The organism is Erysipelothrix rhusiopathiae (assembly GCF_900637845.1).
Classification (GTDB): Bacteria; Bacillota_I; Bacilli_A; order Erysipelotrichales; family Erysipelotrichaceae; genus Erysipelothrix; species Erysipelothrix rhusiopathiae.
Genome location: NZ_LR134439.1, coordinates 1,451,000 through 1,466,999 on the forward strand (window position 1 = coordinate 1,451,000; position 16,000 = coordinate 1,466,999).

Annotated in this window: 12 protein-coding genes and 1 other annotated feature; of the genes, 9 read left to right on the plus strand and 3 right to left on the minus strand. The window is 35.9% G+C overall.

Going from position 1 to position 16,000, the window contains the following annotated elements:
• Window positions 1-93 precede the first annotated feature (93 nt).
• Window positions 94-4,695 carry a polysaccharide lyase family 8 super-sandwich domain-containing protein gene (locus tag EL194_RS07070; protein ID WP_034886552.1) on the plus strand — a complete coding sequence of 1,534 codons (4,602 nt, stop codon included), beginning with the start codon at window positions 94-96 and terminating at the stop codon, window positions 4,693-4,695.
• A gap of 53 nt (window positions 4,696-4,748) precedes the next feature.
• Window positions 4,749-4,979 (plus strand) — a binding site (T-box leader).
• Window positions 4,980-5,025: 46 nt separating this feature from the next.
• Window positions 5,026-6,318: a branched-chain amino acid transport system II carrier protein gene (gene brnQ, locus EL194_RS07075; protein ID WP_003773459.1), complete on the plus strand. Its 1,293-nt coding sequence runs from the start codon at window positions 5,026-5,028 to the stop codon at window positions 6,316-6,318.
• A 25-nt stretch (window positions 6,319-6,343) separates the two neighbouring features.
• Here the strand turns inward: brnQ and EL194_RS07080 are convergent, their stop codons facing one another.
• Window positions 6,344-6,700 (minus strand): DUF2513 domain-containing protein, encoded by a 357-nt coding sequence (locus EL194_RS07080; protein WP_003773461.1) that lies wholly within the window; start codon window positions 6,698-6,700, stop codon window positions 6,344-6,346.
• A gap of 308 nt (window positions 6,701-7,008) precedes the next feature.
• Between EL194_RS07080 and EL194_RS08710 the strand changes: the two genes are divergently transcribed.
• The gene (locus tag EL194_RS08710) at window positions 7,009-8,829 is read left to right on the plus strand and encodes an N-acetylmuramoyl-L-alanine amidase family protein (protein ID WP_034886554.1); all 1,821 of its coding nucleotides are present in this window, start codon (window positions 7,009-7,011) and stop codon (window positions 8,827-8,829) included.
• A gap of 6 nt (window positions 8,830-8,835) precedes the next feature.
• On the opposite strand, the gene EL194_RS07090 is transcribed toward EL194_RS08710, so the two are convergent.
• A complete protein-coding gene (locus tag EL194_RS07090) occupies window positions 8,836-9,423 on the minus strand; it encodes a nuclease-related domain-containing protein (RefSeq protein WP_003773466.1) in 588 nt (195 codons plus the stop codon).
• A 166-nt stretch (window positions 9,424-9,589) separates the two neighbouring features.
• On the opposite strand from EL194_RS07090, the gene EL194_RS07095 reads away from it, so the two are divergent.
• Window positions 9,590-10,780, plus strand: a complete 1,191-nt coding sequence (locus EL194_RS07095; RefSeq protein ID WP_003773467.1) for a coenzyme F420-0:L-glutamate ligase — start codon at window positions 9,590-9,592, stop codon at window positions 10,778-10,780.
• Window positions 10,781-10,828: 48 nt separating this feature from the next.
• Here EL194_RS07095 and EL194_RS07100 read toward each other — a convergent pair whose 3' ends face one another.
• Window positions 10,829-11,662 (minus strand): LicD family protein, encoded by an 834-nt coding sequence (locus tag EL194_RS07100; protein WP_003773469.1) that lies wholly within the window; start codon window positions 11,660-11,662, stop codon window positions 10,829-10,831.
• Window positions 11,663-11,781: 119 nt separating this feature from the next.
• Between EL194_RS07100 and pip the strand changes: the two genes are divergently transcribed.
• The 5 genes from pip (at window position 11,782) to EL194_RS07125 (ending at window position 15,962) form a co-directional block, all read left to right on the plus strand.
• Window positions 11,782-12,693 carry a prolyl aminopeptidase gene (pip, locus tag EL194_RS07105; protein WP_003773471.1) on the plus strand — a complete coding sequence of 304 codons (912 nt, stop codon included), beginning with the start codon at window positions 11,782-11,784 and terminating at the stop codon, window positions 12,691-12,693.
• A gap of 15 nt (window positions 12,694-12,708) precedes the next feature.
• On the plus strand, window positions 12,709-13,572 hold the full coding sequence (locus EL194_RS07110) for a Cof-type HAD-IIB family hydrolase (protein WP_003773472.1): 864 nt from the start codon (window positions 12,709-12,711) through the stop codon (window positions 13,570-13,572).
• A gap of 61 nt (window positions 13,573-13,633) precedes the next feature.
• Window positions 13,634-13,882: a hypothetical protein gene (locus tag EL194_RS07115; protein WP_003773475.1), complete on the plus strand. Its 249-nt coding sequence runs from the start codon at window positions 13,634-13,636 to the stop codon at window positions 13,880-13,882.
• 39 nt (window positions 13,883-13,921) lie between these two features.
• Complete coding sequence (locus EL194_RS07120; protein ID WP_003773476.1) at window positions 13,922-14,404, plus strand: MepB family protein; 483 nt, start codon at window positions 13,922-13,924, stop codon at window positions 14,402-14,404.
• Between the two features lie 178 nt (window positions 14,405-14,582).
• Window positions 14,583-15,962, plus strand: coding sequence for a dicarboxylate/amino acid:cation symporter (locus tag EL194_RS07125; RefSeq protein ID WP_003773478.1), 1,380 nt, complete (start codon window positions 14,583-14,585; stop codon window positions 15,960-15,962).
• The last annotated feature ends 38 nt before the right edge of the window (window positions 15,963-16,000 follow it).

The window sequence follows — 16,000 nt, forward strand, 5'->3', positions numbered from 1 at the left end:
TAAGAATCTGTTTTTTAATGATTAATGTTAAAAACAATTGACAACCTAACCGGTTTACCTTATAATCACCTTGAAAAGAAAGAGGTTACATTTATGAGAAAACCCGTTATGTTTTTACTCACGCTGCTTCTCACCGTTACGTTGTTCCCAACCCAACAACGTATTGAAGCGTTGGATGTTGGGCAACCCGCTTCAGCAGCTGAGTATTTCGTCAATTCTGATTTTTCATTGACCGAAAATGTTGTCCCAATGGATGAAAGCAACAAAACAAACAATAAAGATATTGGTTTTTGGTCCAATGATCTTAAACCACAAGGATGGATGTTTGAACGTTACAGCAGCTCATCCCTCGATCGTTCTCAATATAAGGCTGATCTAGATCAAGGTGTGATGACCGCTTCGTCAAACAGTCAATACCAAACACCAATGTCTTTTTTCAAACCTGAGAAGAAAATAAAGGCAAAACCCAATACAACTTATATTGTGAAAGGGTCCTATAAAACTGATTTTAAAATCATTGCGAATGGTAAACCTGCAGTCGTTAACTTGAATATTGATCAATATAATCAAAACACATTGATTAAACCATCAATCGAGTTCGAACTTCCTGCCGCACCTACCTGGACTGATTTTGAACATGAATTTAAAATTGAGTCTGCGACAGACTTCTTACCCGTTTTTAAATTCGCATTTATCAAAGGATCTTATTCAATAAAAAATATATCTCTGAAAGAAAAAGAAATCGCATCGGATATTAAACTTACAGATTTGAATGTTGTGCAAGATGAAATGACACTCGCACCGCAAGCACAATCTGTGATTAAACCTGTTGTTGAACCGAGTGATTATCCTGTTGATCGTTTGGAATGGTCATCCAGTGATCTTGCAATCGCAACCGTTGATGCACAAGGTGTTGTGACTGGAGTTTCTGAAGGACTCAGTGTCATTACGGTTTCAGACTCTAAAAGTGGATTAAGTAAACAAGTTAATGTAAATGTTCGTGCTCCAAAAGATACGAATCTATTTGCGAAAAATATTTTAGAAAATGGAAGCTTTGAAAAACTCGTCAAAGCACCCAATAAAGGCAATACAAGTGCCGGAAATTGGCATCAAGATGTTGGTTTTTGGGATCAAGACTTAAAACCTGAATCATGGGTTTTTGAACGCTATAAATCGTCAAATTTAGATGCATCGTACTACAGTGCTGAGATGGTCAAATCCGACGTCAAAGATGGATCGTATGCTGCGAAAATTAATTTAGCGCGTAATGATCAAAGTGCTTTAAGTTTTTTTAAACCACAAAAACGTTATGATGTGAAACCCGAGACAACGTATGTGTATGAGGGTTGGTTTAAAACTCAAGATCTTGAAACATTAAATTCAGCACAAGCGCGCATTAATTTACAAGTAGATGGCTATGCAGCAAATAAATTTTCTGGCGTAGTTCATGCGGATACCATTAATGCATCCGATCAATGGATTCGTTTTAAAGTTGAATTCAAGACGGATGATAAAACAACACAAATCTTACCGGTATTCCGTATGCATAATACGAAAGGATCTTATTTCCTGGATGACCTCATGCTTTATGAAAAGCCAATCGGGGCAACATCAATTCAATTGGATGACGATGCACTCGATATCGCATTAAATCAAAAAGTATTATTACCTGTTGTTACCGAACCGAATGCAATCAATCAAAAAACTTTAGAATGGTCATCAAGTGATGAATCGATTGTTCGTGTTGATCAAGGTTCAATCGTAGGTCTTAAAGCGGGAAGCGCAAAAATTCGTGTCAGCTCTGCATTTGATCCAACCATTTATGATGAAATGACCGTTACGGTGTTAAATACGAATTCTTTACCGATTCAGTCAATCTCAGTAGCATCTAATTCGATTCAACTTGATGAAAACCAACTTCAGTATCTTGAATTTGAAATGTCTCCTGTTCATGCAAACTACAAAGACTTGAGTTTTGTTTCTAAAAACAAAAATGTTGTAGCTGTGACTGAGGAAGGTTTGCTTCTGCCTCAAAAACAAGGTGTAACAGAAGTTCAAATATTATTTGGAAACAACGTTTTAAAAATAATTAACGTTGAAATTACACCGTCTCAAAAAAATGCTGATATGCAATCAATGATTCATCAATGGCAAAAACGATATATAGGAGACAGTAGTATTTCAAGTTCTCTTAAAGATTCGTTTAAAGATAAAGTCATTCGCGAAGGTGAATCACTTTATAGTAGTATGAAAAAAACAAATGATTATAGAGAAGATCTCTGGGATAATACCAGTGCTACAAAGTCTTCGAATATGACTAAACAATTCCGTAATCTAAAAGCTGTGGTTCTTGCATATCAAATGCCTGAATCCACCTTATACCAACAAAGAGATGTCTATGAAGAAATTGTTTCAGGAATGGAACATCTTTATAAAGTTTTTAGTTATAACGGAAACCAATCGGTATTTGAAGGAAACTGGTGGGATTATCAAATTGGAAGTGCGAAAGCAATTACTGATAGTTTAATTCTACTCGCCGATTACATGCCACATCAACGACTTGAATCTTTGGTTAATGTCGTAGAAAGCTATGTACCAAATGCTGTTGATCAAATGAGTAAAAAAGGTGATATCGCAACGGGGGCAAACCGAACGGACTTAGCAATGAGTTTACTTGGGACTGCTTTATTAAGTGAAGATGTTTCTAAATTGGAAAGACTTCAAAACGATTTAGTTCCTTTATTTGAACTGGCAACTTCAGAAGATGGTATTTATGAAGATGGCTCAATGGTTCAACATAAAACAATTCCTTATACTGGAGGATATGGTTCTGTATATTTAGAAGGTGTTTCAAGTCTTCTTACCTTACTTCAACCAAGCCCATGGAAATTAGATGAATCAACATATCAAACATTATTCCCTGTATTAGAGCGTGGATTTATCAGCATGCTTCATGAAGGTCAACTAATGGCAATGGTGCAAGGACGCGGAATGTCTCGTGCACCTGAACTGATGAAATCTTCCAGTGCTTATGGTGGTGGGTTCAGTATGCTTGGGAACTTGCTTTTTGTAAGTGAGATTGCTCCGGATTTATTTAGAGATAAAGTTGAAAGTGTTACAGCGCTTTGGTATCCAAACATTGAGAAAGCCATCAATCCGCTTGATCATGTTCGGGATATGAAACATGCTGAACAAATTACAAAAGCTTTAAATACACAAAGTGATCCTGTGGAACTTGAGAAGAAAGTTTCGATTTTCTCTGCAATGGATCGTGTTGCTGTGCATCATGAGCGTTATACTTTAGGATTGAGTATGTACTCAAATCGTATTGCGAACTTCGAATCATTCAGTGGCGAAAACGGAAAAGGATGGTACACTGGAGACGGTATGTACTACCTCTATACCCATGATGATCGTCAATTTGGAGTTAGTTATTGGCCAACGGTTAATCCATATCGTTTACCGGGTGTAACCTTAGATACACGTGAGCTTGCTTTAAGCAGTGGCGAACGTTTGCTCTCACCACAAAGTTTTGTAGGGGGTGTTGAACAAGGTTCTAATGGTACAGCTGTGATGAACTTAGATAAATCAAACTTTAACCAACAAGATCTCACTGCACAAAAATCGTATCTCTTTTTAAATGATAAAGTTGTGCTTATGGGAAGTAAGATTCAAGGAAACTCTCCTGAGACAATTGAAACGATTTTTGAAAATCGTATTATCGATACACAGATTGGTGATCAATTCTCAATTAATGGGAAACTCATGACGGACACTCAACAAAAAATGACCGTCACACCGAATATGTGGGCACACTACGAATCAAAACAACATAATGATGCAATTGGTTATGTTTTCTTAGAAGAAGCACCCATTACGTTTGAATATGAAACACGTAAAGGTACGTATAAATCAATAAACACATTGTTTGGTAATGATAAAGAATATGAAAATGAATTTGTATCAATTCGTCAAAACCATTCATCTAAAGCAGAAAATGATTCCTATGCTGTTATGATCTTACCGCAATACAATCAAGCAGAAACAGCGTCATTAAGTCAAGCTAATCCAATTCATATTGTGAGAAATGATGCGTCAATGCATGCTGTGTATGATGCAGAACAACAAATTATTGCAGTGAACGTCTTTGAAGAAGATCAACTATCCCTTGATTTTGATGGACTTCCAATCAAGGAACTTAACCTTAAACCAGGCTCATATGTATTCCATTATGAGAAGGGGATATTAACGGTGAGTGCAAGTGATCCATCACAAGCAGTTGATACAGTAGATGTTGAAATTGTATTAAAAGATAAAGACATCATGATGCGTTCAAAATCAGATGTAAAAGTACTGACATTTGATTTAAATCCCAAAAATGGACAAACACGTACTCAAACTGTAGAACTTGTTAAGGATGATAACAATGGCAACGGCGGTATTACACCTGAAAAACCAGAAGTGAAACCCGAAGAAAAGCCAGGAGAAACACCTAACGAAAAACCAGAAACCAAACCTGGAGACAATAAACCGGGTACTGGCAATGGCTTACCAAATTCAGAAACGAATGCTTCTAATGATGAAAGTCATTTACCGTCAGCAGGTCGTGCTCAAGACATGCCAGGATTCGTATTTCTCATGATTGGTATGGGCGTATTAATGATTTTAGAATCTCGTCGAAAACATCAATCTTAATTATTAATGAGTAATATATTGACAACCACTCGTAGATTGATTATTATAGTAAAAATAAATCGACGATAGTGAAGGAGTAGGGTACTTCATTGAATGCACAGAGAGTTGACATGAGCTGAGAGTCAATGATTCAAGAGTATCTGAAAATCATCACTTAGATGTATTACTGAAGTAAGTAAGTAATACCGGTTGTTCACCGTTACCCGAAACGCGTATAATTATGTACGTTGAGTGCCATACATTGTATGGAATTTGGGTGGTAACGCGATAACCTCGTCCCTTGTGGATGAGGTTTTTTTGTCGATTATTTATGGAATTAAGGAGAAGCATATGCAGAAATTGTCTCGTAAGAATACATTATTCGTATCATTAACATTATTTTCACTGTTTTTTGGTGCTGGAAATCTCATTTTCCCACCCTTTTTAGGTGAATCATCAGGGACACATACTTTAGTGTCGTTAGCAGGTTTTTATATTACAGCAGTTTGTTTTCCCATTTTCGCAGTCATTGCAATATCTCAAAATCGCGGTTTATATCCGCTTGCTTCAAAGGTTCATCCTAAATTTGCTTTGATTTTCACTTTTTTAATCTATCTTTCAATCGGTCCACTTTTAGGGATTCCAAGAGCAGGTAGTTTGCCCTTTGAAATGGCTGTTGCTCCTTTTCTCGGTGTTTACGCATCCTATCAACAATTAGGACTTTTTATATTTACGGCAATCTTTTTTATCGCTGCTTATTATATTTCAAAAAATCCTACGAAGTTGGTGGATCGTATGGGGAAACTTCTTACGCCACTTTTACTTATTTTGATGTTAATTGTATTTGTAGGGAGTTTCATAAAACCATTTAATGGCTTTACATCAGCAAGTGGGAATTATCAAACAACTCCTTTTGTTCAAGGGTTTCTTGATGGTTATCTAACGATGGATACCATTGCAGCGTTGAATTTTGGACTTGTTATTTCACTAATCATCAAAGATCTTGGAATCACCAATGAAAAAGACGTCGTAAAAAATACAGTACGTGCGGGAATGTTTGCGGGTATTTTATTAGTTGCTGTTTACGGTGCATTAGCATATCTTGGAGCCTTAAGTGGAACAATTTATGGTTTTTCTGAACACGGTGCTCAAACGCTTGCGAATATTATCATTCATATATTTGGACCCGTTGGCATCATTCTCTTAGCAATTATTTTTACTTTAGCTTGTCTCACAACTTCTGTTGGATTGATTACTTCTTGCAGTCAATATTTCTCATCAAAAACTAAGTATTCGTATAAGTCTTGGGTCGTGGGTATCACAGTATGGAGTTTTGTAACGTCAAATCTTGGTTTAAGTAAAATTTTACAGATTTCGGTGCCACTTTTGGAGGCAATTTATCCAATAGCAATGGTTCTTATCGTACTCAGTTTTCTCGAATTGTTTTGGAATGTAAAACAGTCTGTGTATCAAATTACGATTGGAGTCACGACCTTGATGTCATTATTATCGATTTTTGATACTTACTTTTTCACAAGCGTATCGTTACTTAGCCGAATTCCTTTAAATTCCCATGGTTTGGCATGGGTGGTTCCAACTTTAATTTCGCTTGTAGCCATTCAGATTTATAATTTATTCGATTAAAAAAGAGTGTATCCGGGATACACTCTTAATATCCATACCGTGTAGATCGATAAGCAAAAAGTCCGTATGCAAATATTTCTACCGTATAAATTGGATATTTCTGATTAATTTCATTTTTAAATTCATTATATAGGTTTGTATCTTTGACTGCCTCGATGAGGTTTTTCCCGTTTTGTGTTAATTGAATTGAAGGGTTCTCAGAATCAGTAGAAGATAGTGTAACAATGTTTGCCTGATGCATTTTATGTAAATGGTCCATGCATTCTTTTATATCGTTTGTATTTTGTAAATCATTGAGGGATAGGTCCTCGAAAGTAATGGTTGGCTCAGTATGTTCGAGATGCAGTAGGATATCTCGTACACAATCAATATTTAGTTTCATTTTATTCCTCCTTCTTCTAACACTTTAATTATATCAAATCGTGTGCAATGCCTACATTGTTTATCATGCTCTTATGACATTCTGTTGATTTCGGCTTATGTGACTTATCAGGGCGTCCTATTAAGCTTTATGCATATATTTAAGTTTTCAACATTGTAATTATCTTGCGAATGACCAAATAACACGCACAAATCCAATTGATTTTAACCTGTATTAACAACTATCGAGAGTGTTTTATAAATATTCTTTACATTGCTTTTGTTATCGATTATCCTAAGCTCGTTCGACACAATAAGGAGATTTTGAAAATGAGAATGTTATCGATGTTACTCGTTTTATCATTCGTATCCGGTTTTTTGTTTTTTTCTCAGCCAATTTTTGCAGAGGGGCGAAAACCGAGAGAACGTGATTTAGTCGCTTTAAAAGCCTATCTCATTTCATTAGAAGATATGGATGATGAAACTGTTGATTTGGGAGGTCATGCGGAAAAAGTTGAAAAGTATATTCAAATTATTGAAAAAACAGCAATCCCGAATCGTCAAGAAAAAATAAATCAGATAAAGAAAATGGTTGAAGACTCAACCAAACGAAAACGAAGATTACGTAATCTAGAGCGTTTTGAGAACACTTTAATGCGAAAAGGTATTTTGTCAGATTCTCAGAAAAAATATTTTATTGATCGATCTAAAGAGACTGCGGATGATTCCCAACTGGATGAGCTTAAAAAAGAAGTTGAAAATTTAGAACAGCAAATTATGCAGGATAGTCAATACGTCGAACTTTATCTTAAAGCAATTGATTCGTTTGATAAAATCCGTAAAGATATGAGAAATTATTATGCAGAAGAACTTGCGAACATTTGGTTGAATTCTAAAAATTTTGAAGGACAAGTAGTTCCTTATTTTGAGAAAATTGAGGCTGAACATGTTCGTAAGGGTGGGAAAGCATGGAAGCGTCCACAAAATGAGTCTGTAGAGGGTAATGACGATTCAAGTGTTGGTGAGTCTGAACAACGTGAAGATGAAGCGCAACGAATTCAATTCATTAATAAGCAGAAGGCTTTAAGCAACGATTTGAAAATATCGTTTAAATTTTTAACAATTAAAGATATCAATAAGTTTTTAGCTCTCATTAATGCTTCACAAACAACACAAGAACTTGATGCAATACGAGATCAAGCAACTAAGCTAAATCAAGAGAATCAGTTGTTCATGAATCACACAGAGCGTTTAAGACAGCAAATTCAAAAAAGTTATAAGATAACTGATAAAGATAAGCAAATCTTAACAAATCAACTGGATCATGCAATTGCAAGTCGCAGTATTTTGGAAGCGAATCAGATTACACAGGCATTAAAATCTTTAGAATCAAAATTTATTAAAGTAGAACAAATCCCTCATAAAGGGAATCTTGTAGTTTCAAAACTGGATCCAAAACCAAACTTAATCGTAAAACATAGCCAAGGATGGCAAGGCGAAAAAGGAAAGTCCACTTATCGTGACAAGACTTTAGAACTTGTTAAGGGGCGTTGGGAGACAATCTCGGGTTCACGTTATTATTTCGATAATTTAGGAAAACCTTTGACCGGCCTGATTTCAATCGTGAATAATAAATTTTATATCGATCATGAAAAAGGTATGGTGACCGGTTGGAGAAAAATATCTGATAAGTGGCACTACTTTACCCTAGAAGGTGCACTCAAGAATCAGTGGAAATCGATTAAGGGTATTTGGTACTATTTTGACTCAAGTTCAGAAATGGTAACAGGATGGCAAAAAATAGCCAATAAATGGTATTACTTTGAAAACTCAGGAGCTATGGCAACGGGCTGGAAACAGATTAAACAGAAATGGTACTACTTAGATAAATCGGGATCGATGGCAACATCATGGAAGAGAATTAAAAATAAGTGGTACTACTTAGAACCTTCTGGTGCAATGGCAACAGGATGGAAAAAACTCAATCATAAGTGGTACTACTTGGATCAAAGTGGTGCAATGGTTACAGGTTGGAAATACCTCAATCATAAATGGTACTATTTTAAAGACGGTGGCCAGATGATAGTTGGAAAAGCATCCATTCATAACAGAACTTATTATTTTGATACTCAAGGAGCACTAAAAAAATAGAACGACCTAAGAAGTCGTTCTATTTTTCTTTGCAATTCGTTTACGGTAACGCCGATGCTTCCATCTTTTCAAAATCATGAAGCGTTGACGCCGAAGCAATAAACGATTAATCCTTCGAACTTCAATACGGGATAGTTTGGCACCCTTCGAAAATGAGCGTGCCGAGCTTAGGGTATACAGATCTCTAATCGGGCGATCAATTTGATTGACCAGTACACAATTTTTGATAAGTGAAGCATCAATCCCTAAGTACGATGCGAGTGCTTCTACGTGATAACGGTTTTGTATAAATGGATTACGTATTGATTGGTCGGTATCTTTCTTAAACCATAATGCATCATCATAAGAACCGATGAATGGATGCTTTGTGTACTTAACTTCAAAGCAAGCGATACCGCTTCGATTTACGACAATCAAATCAATTTCTGTTATTCCGTTATTGCGAACAATAGGAATATAGGTACTATGATATACAAATGTATTTGAGTCTTGAGATAACAGATTGAACGCTTCGAGTTCAAATTGCATACCTCGATCTTTGCCCTTCTTTTTTTTGATTTTATGCTGATAGATACGATAACGAATTGGCTTCATGCGATTACCTCTAAAATTGTTTTAGTGATATCATAGCATATACGCATCCTAAAGGGATACTGTTTTATATTTTTTATTTAAATTTGTTCCGAAATGTGTTAGAATCATTAATGGATTGCCTCTCTACGAGGCTTTCAGTGTTTTATAAAGAAAAAGGATGTTATATATGGAAAGAAAAATTGGTACTGTTTCAAGAGGTGTTCGTTGTCCGATCATTCGTGAAGGTGATGATTTAGCTCAAATCGTTACAGAAAGCATTTTGGAAGCTGGGAAGAGTGAAAATTTTGATGTTCGTGATCGCGATATTATCGCATTAACGGAATCCATTGTTGCTCGTGCTCAAGGAAATTATGTTTCTGTTGATGCCATTGCGAAAGATGTAAATAAAAAAATGGAAGGTGGAACAGTGGGTGTTATTTTCCCAATTCTTTCACGAAATCGTTTTTCAATTTGTTTACGTGGAATCGCTAAAGGTGTTGATAAGGTTGTGCTCATGTTAAGTTACCCTTCAGATGAAGTAGGGAATGAACTTGTGAGTTTAGACCAGCTTGATGCATCAGGTATTAACCCATATAGTGATGTTCTAAGTCTTGAGCAATATCGTAGTTTATTTGGAGAAAACAAGCATCCATTTACGGGTGTTGATTACGTTTCTTACTATGCAAGTATAATTGAAGAAGCAGGAACTGAGGTTGAAATTATTTTCTCAAACAATTCTCGTACAATCTTAGATTATACTGATAAAGTTTTAGCGTGTGATATTCATACCAATGCGCGTACAAAACGTATTTTACGTGATAATGGCGCAAAAATTGTTTGTGGTCTCGATGATATTCTAAATGAAAGTGTAGACGGTAGTGGATACAATGAACGCTATGGTTTACTTGGCTCAAATAAATCTACTGAAGATTCTGTAAAACTTTTCCCAAGAGAATGTACAGATTTAGTTGAAGATATTCAAAAACGTATGCTTGAAGCAACTTCGAAGCATGTTGAAGTGATGGTCTATGGTGATGGGGCTTTTAAAGATCCAATTGGTAAAATTTGGGAACTTGCAGATCCTACCGTTTCACCTGCTTACACAACAGGTTTAGAAGGTACTCCAAATGAGTTAAAATTGAAGTATCTAGCAGATAATGATTTTAAAGATTTACAAGGTGAGGCTTTGAAGAAAGCAATCGAATCTCATATTAAAGAGAAAGATGATAATCTTGTAGGTAATATGGCAGCTCAAGGGACGACACCTCGTCGATTAGTTGACCTTATTGGTTCACTTTGTGATTTAACAAGTGGATCTGGCGATAAAGGAACACCAATCGTATTTGTTCAAGGTTATTTCGATAACTTTGCAGATTAATTAAAAAAGTGTATCTCCACATTAACGTGAAGATACACTTTTTTTATTTTAGGATTCAAGTGTTTCGATGCGATGTATTTTTCGATCTTCTTCTGCGGGTAGCGTCATATAGTCGCCAAAGGCACGCGTTAGAACTGCATCCGCATCCGTAGGGATTTTAAACATCTCATCTTCGAATAGTGTTTCAATAGGTTCTTTGATATGTTTACGTTCAATGATTGATGTGTTGTATTGATCGTAATTTTCAAAGTATAAGTAACCTAAGTCACCGATACATGATGTCTCAACGTCTCGGTATTGTGTCATTGCTTTATAGCGTTTTTTCATAAGAATTGGAATAAAGATATTAATCTTATACAGTTTTTCATTAAGAAATTGCATGGTTTTCTTCAAAATGAGTTTTGCGCCTTTATCATTTTCTGTTTCTTGAACTAATAAGAAAATGCGTAAAAGACGTGTGTATTTATTAACCTGTTCAAACTGCTTGCGACGTAAGGTTTCATCATCAGGCACGCGATCCATAGGGAAAATATCGACCCATGCACCTTCATATCCTTTTTGTGTTTTTGATACGGTTTCTTTAATTTTAAGAATATCGGATCGTACTTTTGAAAATTCAATGGCAAGGTATTTATCGTTTTGACGTGATTGGTAACGATAAGGTGTATTATTTTTAAGTTCTTGCGCCATTAATGCATCAAAACGATCAAAATCCTCACGTTCCATTGCGATATCAACGTCATCATCCCAAGGAATAAATCCTTGATGACGAATTGCACCCAGTAACGTACCGGCATATAAGAAATAATTGATGTTTTCACGATCACAGAATGCTTTAACCCATACTAATATATTATAATCTTCGCGTTGTAATTCGTTCATAGTTGGACCTCTTTTCAATTACATAACATACTAATAATAGCGATAACGATATATTATTTCAAGTTTTATAGACAAATTTAAATTCATGATATAATAATAAAAAGAAAAAGAGGAAAAAGATGGAAATTACAGATCGATTATTAACTCAAGATGGACAATCTATAGCGGTTTATACGCGTGGAAATAAGCAAAATCCAGCCGTTGTCTTTCTACATGGTGGACCGGGTGGTTGTATCTCGGAGAAGTCTTTTAGTTTTTTTGATTTAAATAAATGGTTTGTGATCGCCTTTGATCAACGTGGTTGTGGTCAATCAAAGCCTTTCGCAACATTAGTAAATAATACACCGTTTTCAGGTGTAGCGGATTTGGAGATGATTCGACGTCAATATGAGATTGAATCTTGGACTGTTTTTGGTGGGAGTTATGGATCGACACTTGCCCTGTTGTATGCGATTAAACATCCCAACCGTGTATCGCAATTAGTATTACGCGGTATTTTTCTTGGAAGACAATCGGATGTTGATTGGCTTTATCAAGAAGGGGCGTCCTACTTCTATTCTGAAGAACATGAAGCGTTTAAAGCTGTTATTGCCCCTAATGATCGTCATGATTTAATTAGGGCATATTATAATGTTTTTACGGGAACAGATGATGTTCAAAAGCAACTGTGTGCAAAAGCGTGGTCAACATGGGAAAGTTCGCTGGTCCATTTAGTTCCTAAGTCGCAAGATTTAGAAGTTACTGATGCAGACATAAGTCTAGCAACGCTTGAATGTCATTTTTTCGCAAACCGAATGTTTTGGGATGATGATAATTATCTTCTAAATCATATCAATCAGATTCAAACAATTCCTACGGAAATTGTTCACGGTCGTTATGATGTTGATTGTAGACCAAGTGGGGCATACGAATTATCACAAAAGTTAGATTCTGTGCACTTGCATCTTGTTGAGGCGAGTGGTCATAGTCCTTATGATGATGCAATGTTTGAACAATTAGTTGGTATAATGAAAGATCTCGAGAGTAAATAGATAAAGGAGCTTTTTATGATTAAGTTAATTGCAAGTGATATTGATGGTACTTTATTGAATTCTGAACATGTCATTACAGATCGTACGCGAGAGGTGATTCATGCAGCACGCAATCAAGGGTATGAGTTTATGCTTGCGACGGGCCGAAATTATGAGAGTGCTGCGTCTATAGCGGAAGCATTGGACCTTGATCCACATCAAATTCCAATCGTTTCGCTCAATGGTATGCGCGTAGAGCACCCAATTCGAAATTATCGAGCAATCCAAGCTCCAATGAGTTATGAGGCGTGTGAACGCATGGAAATACTTGGTGCCAAGTATTTTATGGGCATCCTTTATTGCTTTGAAGATATTATATATTTTCAAATGGATGCACGATCTGAAGAAGATTTTGTATTTGGCGAAGATGAAGATCGTTTAAGATTTTTTAGTGATGGTGCTCGAGTATCTAAGGTAGATCATTTAAGTGATCTTCGTCATCGATTTGAAGCTGGGGATTCGATTCTTAAAATTGTATACATACAAAATGCAGATTATACAGAGTTGGTGAAAGAACGGATTGCTTTAGATATAGATGCGGATTATGATTTATTAATGGTAGCGCCTGGTTGGGCTGAAATTATGCCTAAACGTATTAATAAAGGTGATGCAGTTATGGCGTATGCTGCTTACCGTGGTATTAAACCCGATGAAGTGCTTTGTTTTGGTGATAGTGATAATGATTTGACGATGATAAAACAGGCTGGAATTGGTGTTGCAATGGAAAATGCGAGACATTCTTTAAAAATCGTTGCGGATACGGTGACGTGTACAAATAATGAAAACGGCGTTGCGGAATATATCGCGGAGCATTTACTGAATTCTTTTGTGAAGGTCTAATGATATTTAATGATAAGAGCGTAGTGTCATGTTATAATATTACTAACAAGGAGGTAATATTATGAACAAATTATTTAAAGTAGCAATTGGTGCTGCAGCTGTTTTAGGAATTGGTGTTGTAGTTAAGAAAATCATTGAAAAAGATATTATTCAAGATAAAGTAAAAGAACGTGAAGCCATGAATTACCTTAAAGATAAATATGGTGAAGAAGCTTTAGATGGTAAGAAAATCATGATTGTTAATGATGATCACGCTGTTACACAGGCTGATATTGCGAAAGATGTACTAGAATACGAAATAAACAAATAAGAAGTCTTAGGACTTCTTTTTGATGTTAAAGGAGAAAGCATGTCAGAAGGTATTAAGCTATTATGTGAGGAAGATATAAGTGTTGATGTTATATCAAAAGATCCATTTAATAAAGCGTATGCGGGAATGAATGTTCTTATTGCGAACCAGTTTGAATTTGTATTTCGAGAAGGACGCAGCACGCCCAAAAAACTGGGTCATTTTGTTACCTTGTGGCAGAAAGATTCTCAAGGACTCAAAAACATACCGTATCATCAATCAGATATGAAGGATGGACTGATTATTTATATTTCGGATGAACGTGATCCGGGTTTTTTTGTGGTCCATATTAGGGATATGGATCAATTTAAAATCTTACAAAGCGAACATGTTCCTGGAAAGATGGGCTTTAGGGTATATCATCCAAGCATCCTATTAACCTCATCACAAGCTCAAAAAACGCAAACCAAAATGAAGCCTTATTTTATTTCGATTTCAGACCCTAATTTTAAAAAACGTATTTTATCGTATTGTGGTGCTTGAAATCTTAGAACAACTTTGATACACTACATACGAATCCTTTAAGTAAGCACGAGATGTTTATAAGGAGTAAAAATATATTTTTTTAGTATATATTTATATTCTTTTCGGACTTATTTGATTCAAAATAAGTTTTTTTTTTGGAAAACTTATTATTTGGAACCAAATACAGGAGGGAAATATGAAGAAAAATAACTTCACACGTAGAATTATTTGGACCTTGGTTTTAGGTTTAGGAGTGGGTCTTGGTTTTATATTTTTAAGAGAGACCTTGATTGGAAATGGTAATGCATCGCTTTGGAAGCAGATCAACGATTTGTTATTTGCGGATATCTTACATGAGTCAAATCCGACGGCCATAGGGATTTTCTTTATTATTGGACAAATCTTCATGCGTTTGTTGCAACTTGTTTTAGTACCGCTAATCTTTACATCGATTGTAAGATCGATTCAACAAATCCAAGAAACACGCGTACTCAATAAACTTGCGAAGAAAGGGTTTGCGAACTTTATGCAACTCTTAGCGATCGCAATTATACTTGCAAGTATTACTGGTTTTACCGCATACAAATTGGGTGTATTTCAAATATCCAATTTAAGTGCGATTGAGATTACAGAAGGGGTTGTAAATCAAACAAACCCACTGTCAATGATTTTGAATGCTTTCAATAATAATGCACTCGGAACACTAAGCAGTAATTCAAATATTATTGCCGTCGTCGTTCTTGCGTTGATTGTTGGTGTGATGTCACATCAACTTGGCGAGAAGATGGAAGTCTTACCAAAACTTGTCGATGAAATCTATCTTCTGTCGATGAAATTATTGGATCTTGTGATTATGAAATTCGGTCCAATCGCAATCTTCTGTTTACTTGTTAGAACGCTTGCATCATACGGGATTGATTACTTACAGCCGGCACTTATCTATATGATACTGACGTCATTAACACTTCTTGTTCTTGGATTTGCAGTGTTTCCGATATTCATTGCATTTAAAACAGGATTATCGCCACTTCCATTTATTAAGAAGATGTATAAAGTTGCTGTATTTGGTTTTTCAACCTCATCTTCAGCTGCAACCCTTCCATTAACTCAAGAAACGGTGATGAACGAACTCGGTGTAGATGAATCCGTTGCATCGTTTATCGTACCACTGGCATCAACCATAAACATGACGGGGACTGCAGTCATGCAAATTATTGCGACATTGTTTGTCGCATCCGTAGCGGGTTATCATGTTGGTATTATTGAGCTAATATCGATAATTCTCTTGACCATTATTGGATCAATCAGTACTCCTGCGGCACCAGGATCAGGAGCAATCTTACTCTTCACAATTCTTACCGGAATGGGCTATACAAATCAGTATGCTTTAGCTGCATACAGTTTCATCCTCGCAATTAACCGTCCTGTAGAAATGTTGGTGACGGCCATAAATGTGGTGGATGATGGAGTCAGTGCAGTCTGTGTTGCACATGATTTAGAACAATTAGATCTTAAAACCTATCATGAATTCCCTCAAGCACTTCAAGCTGAGGAACAAGTTCTTGTGAAATCATAAAAACTTTAAAACGATATACAAAATGTATACCGTTTTTT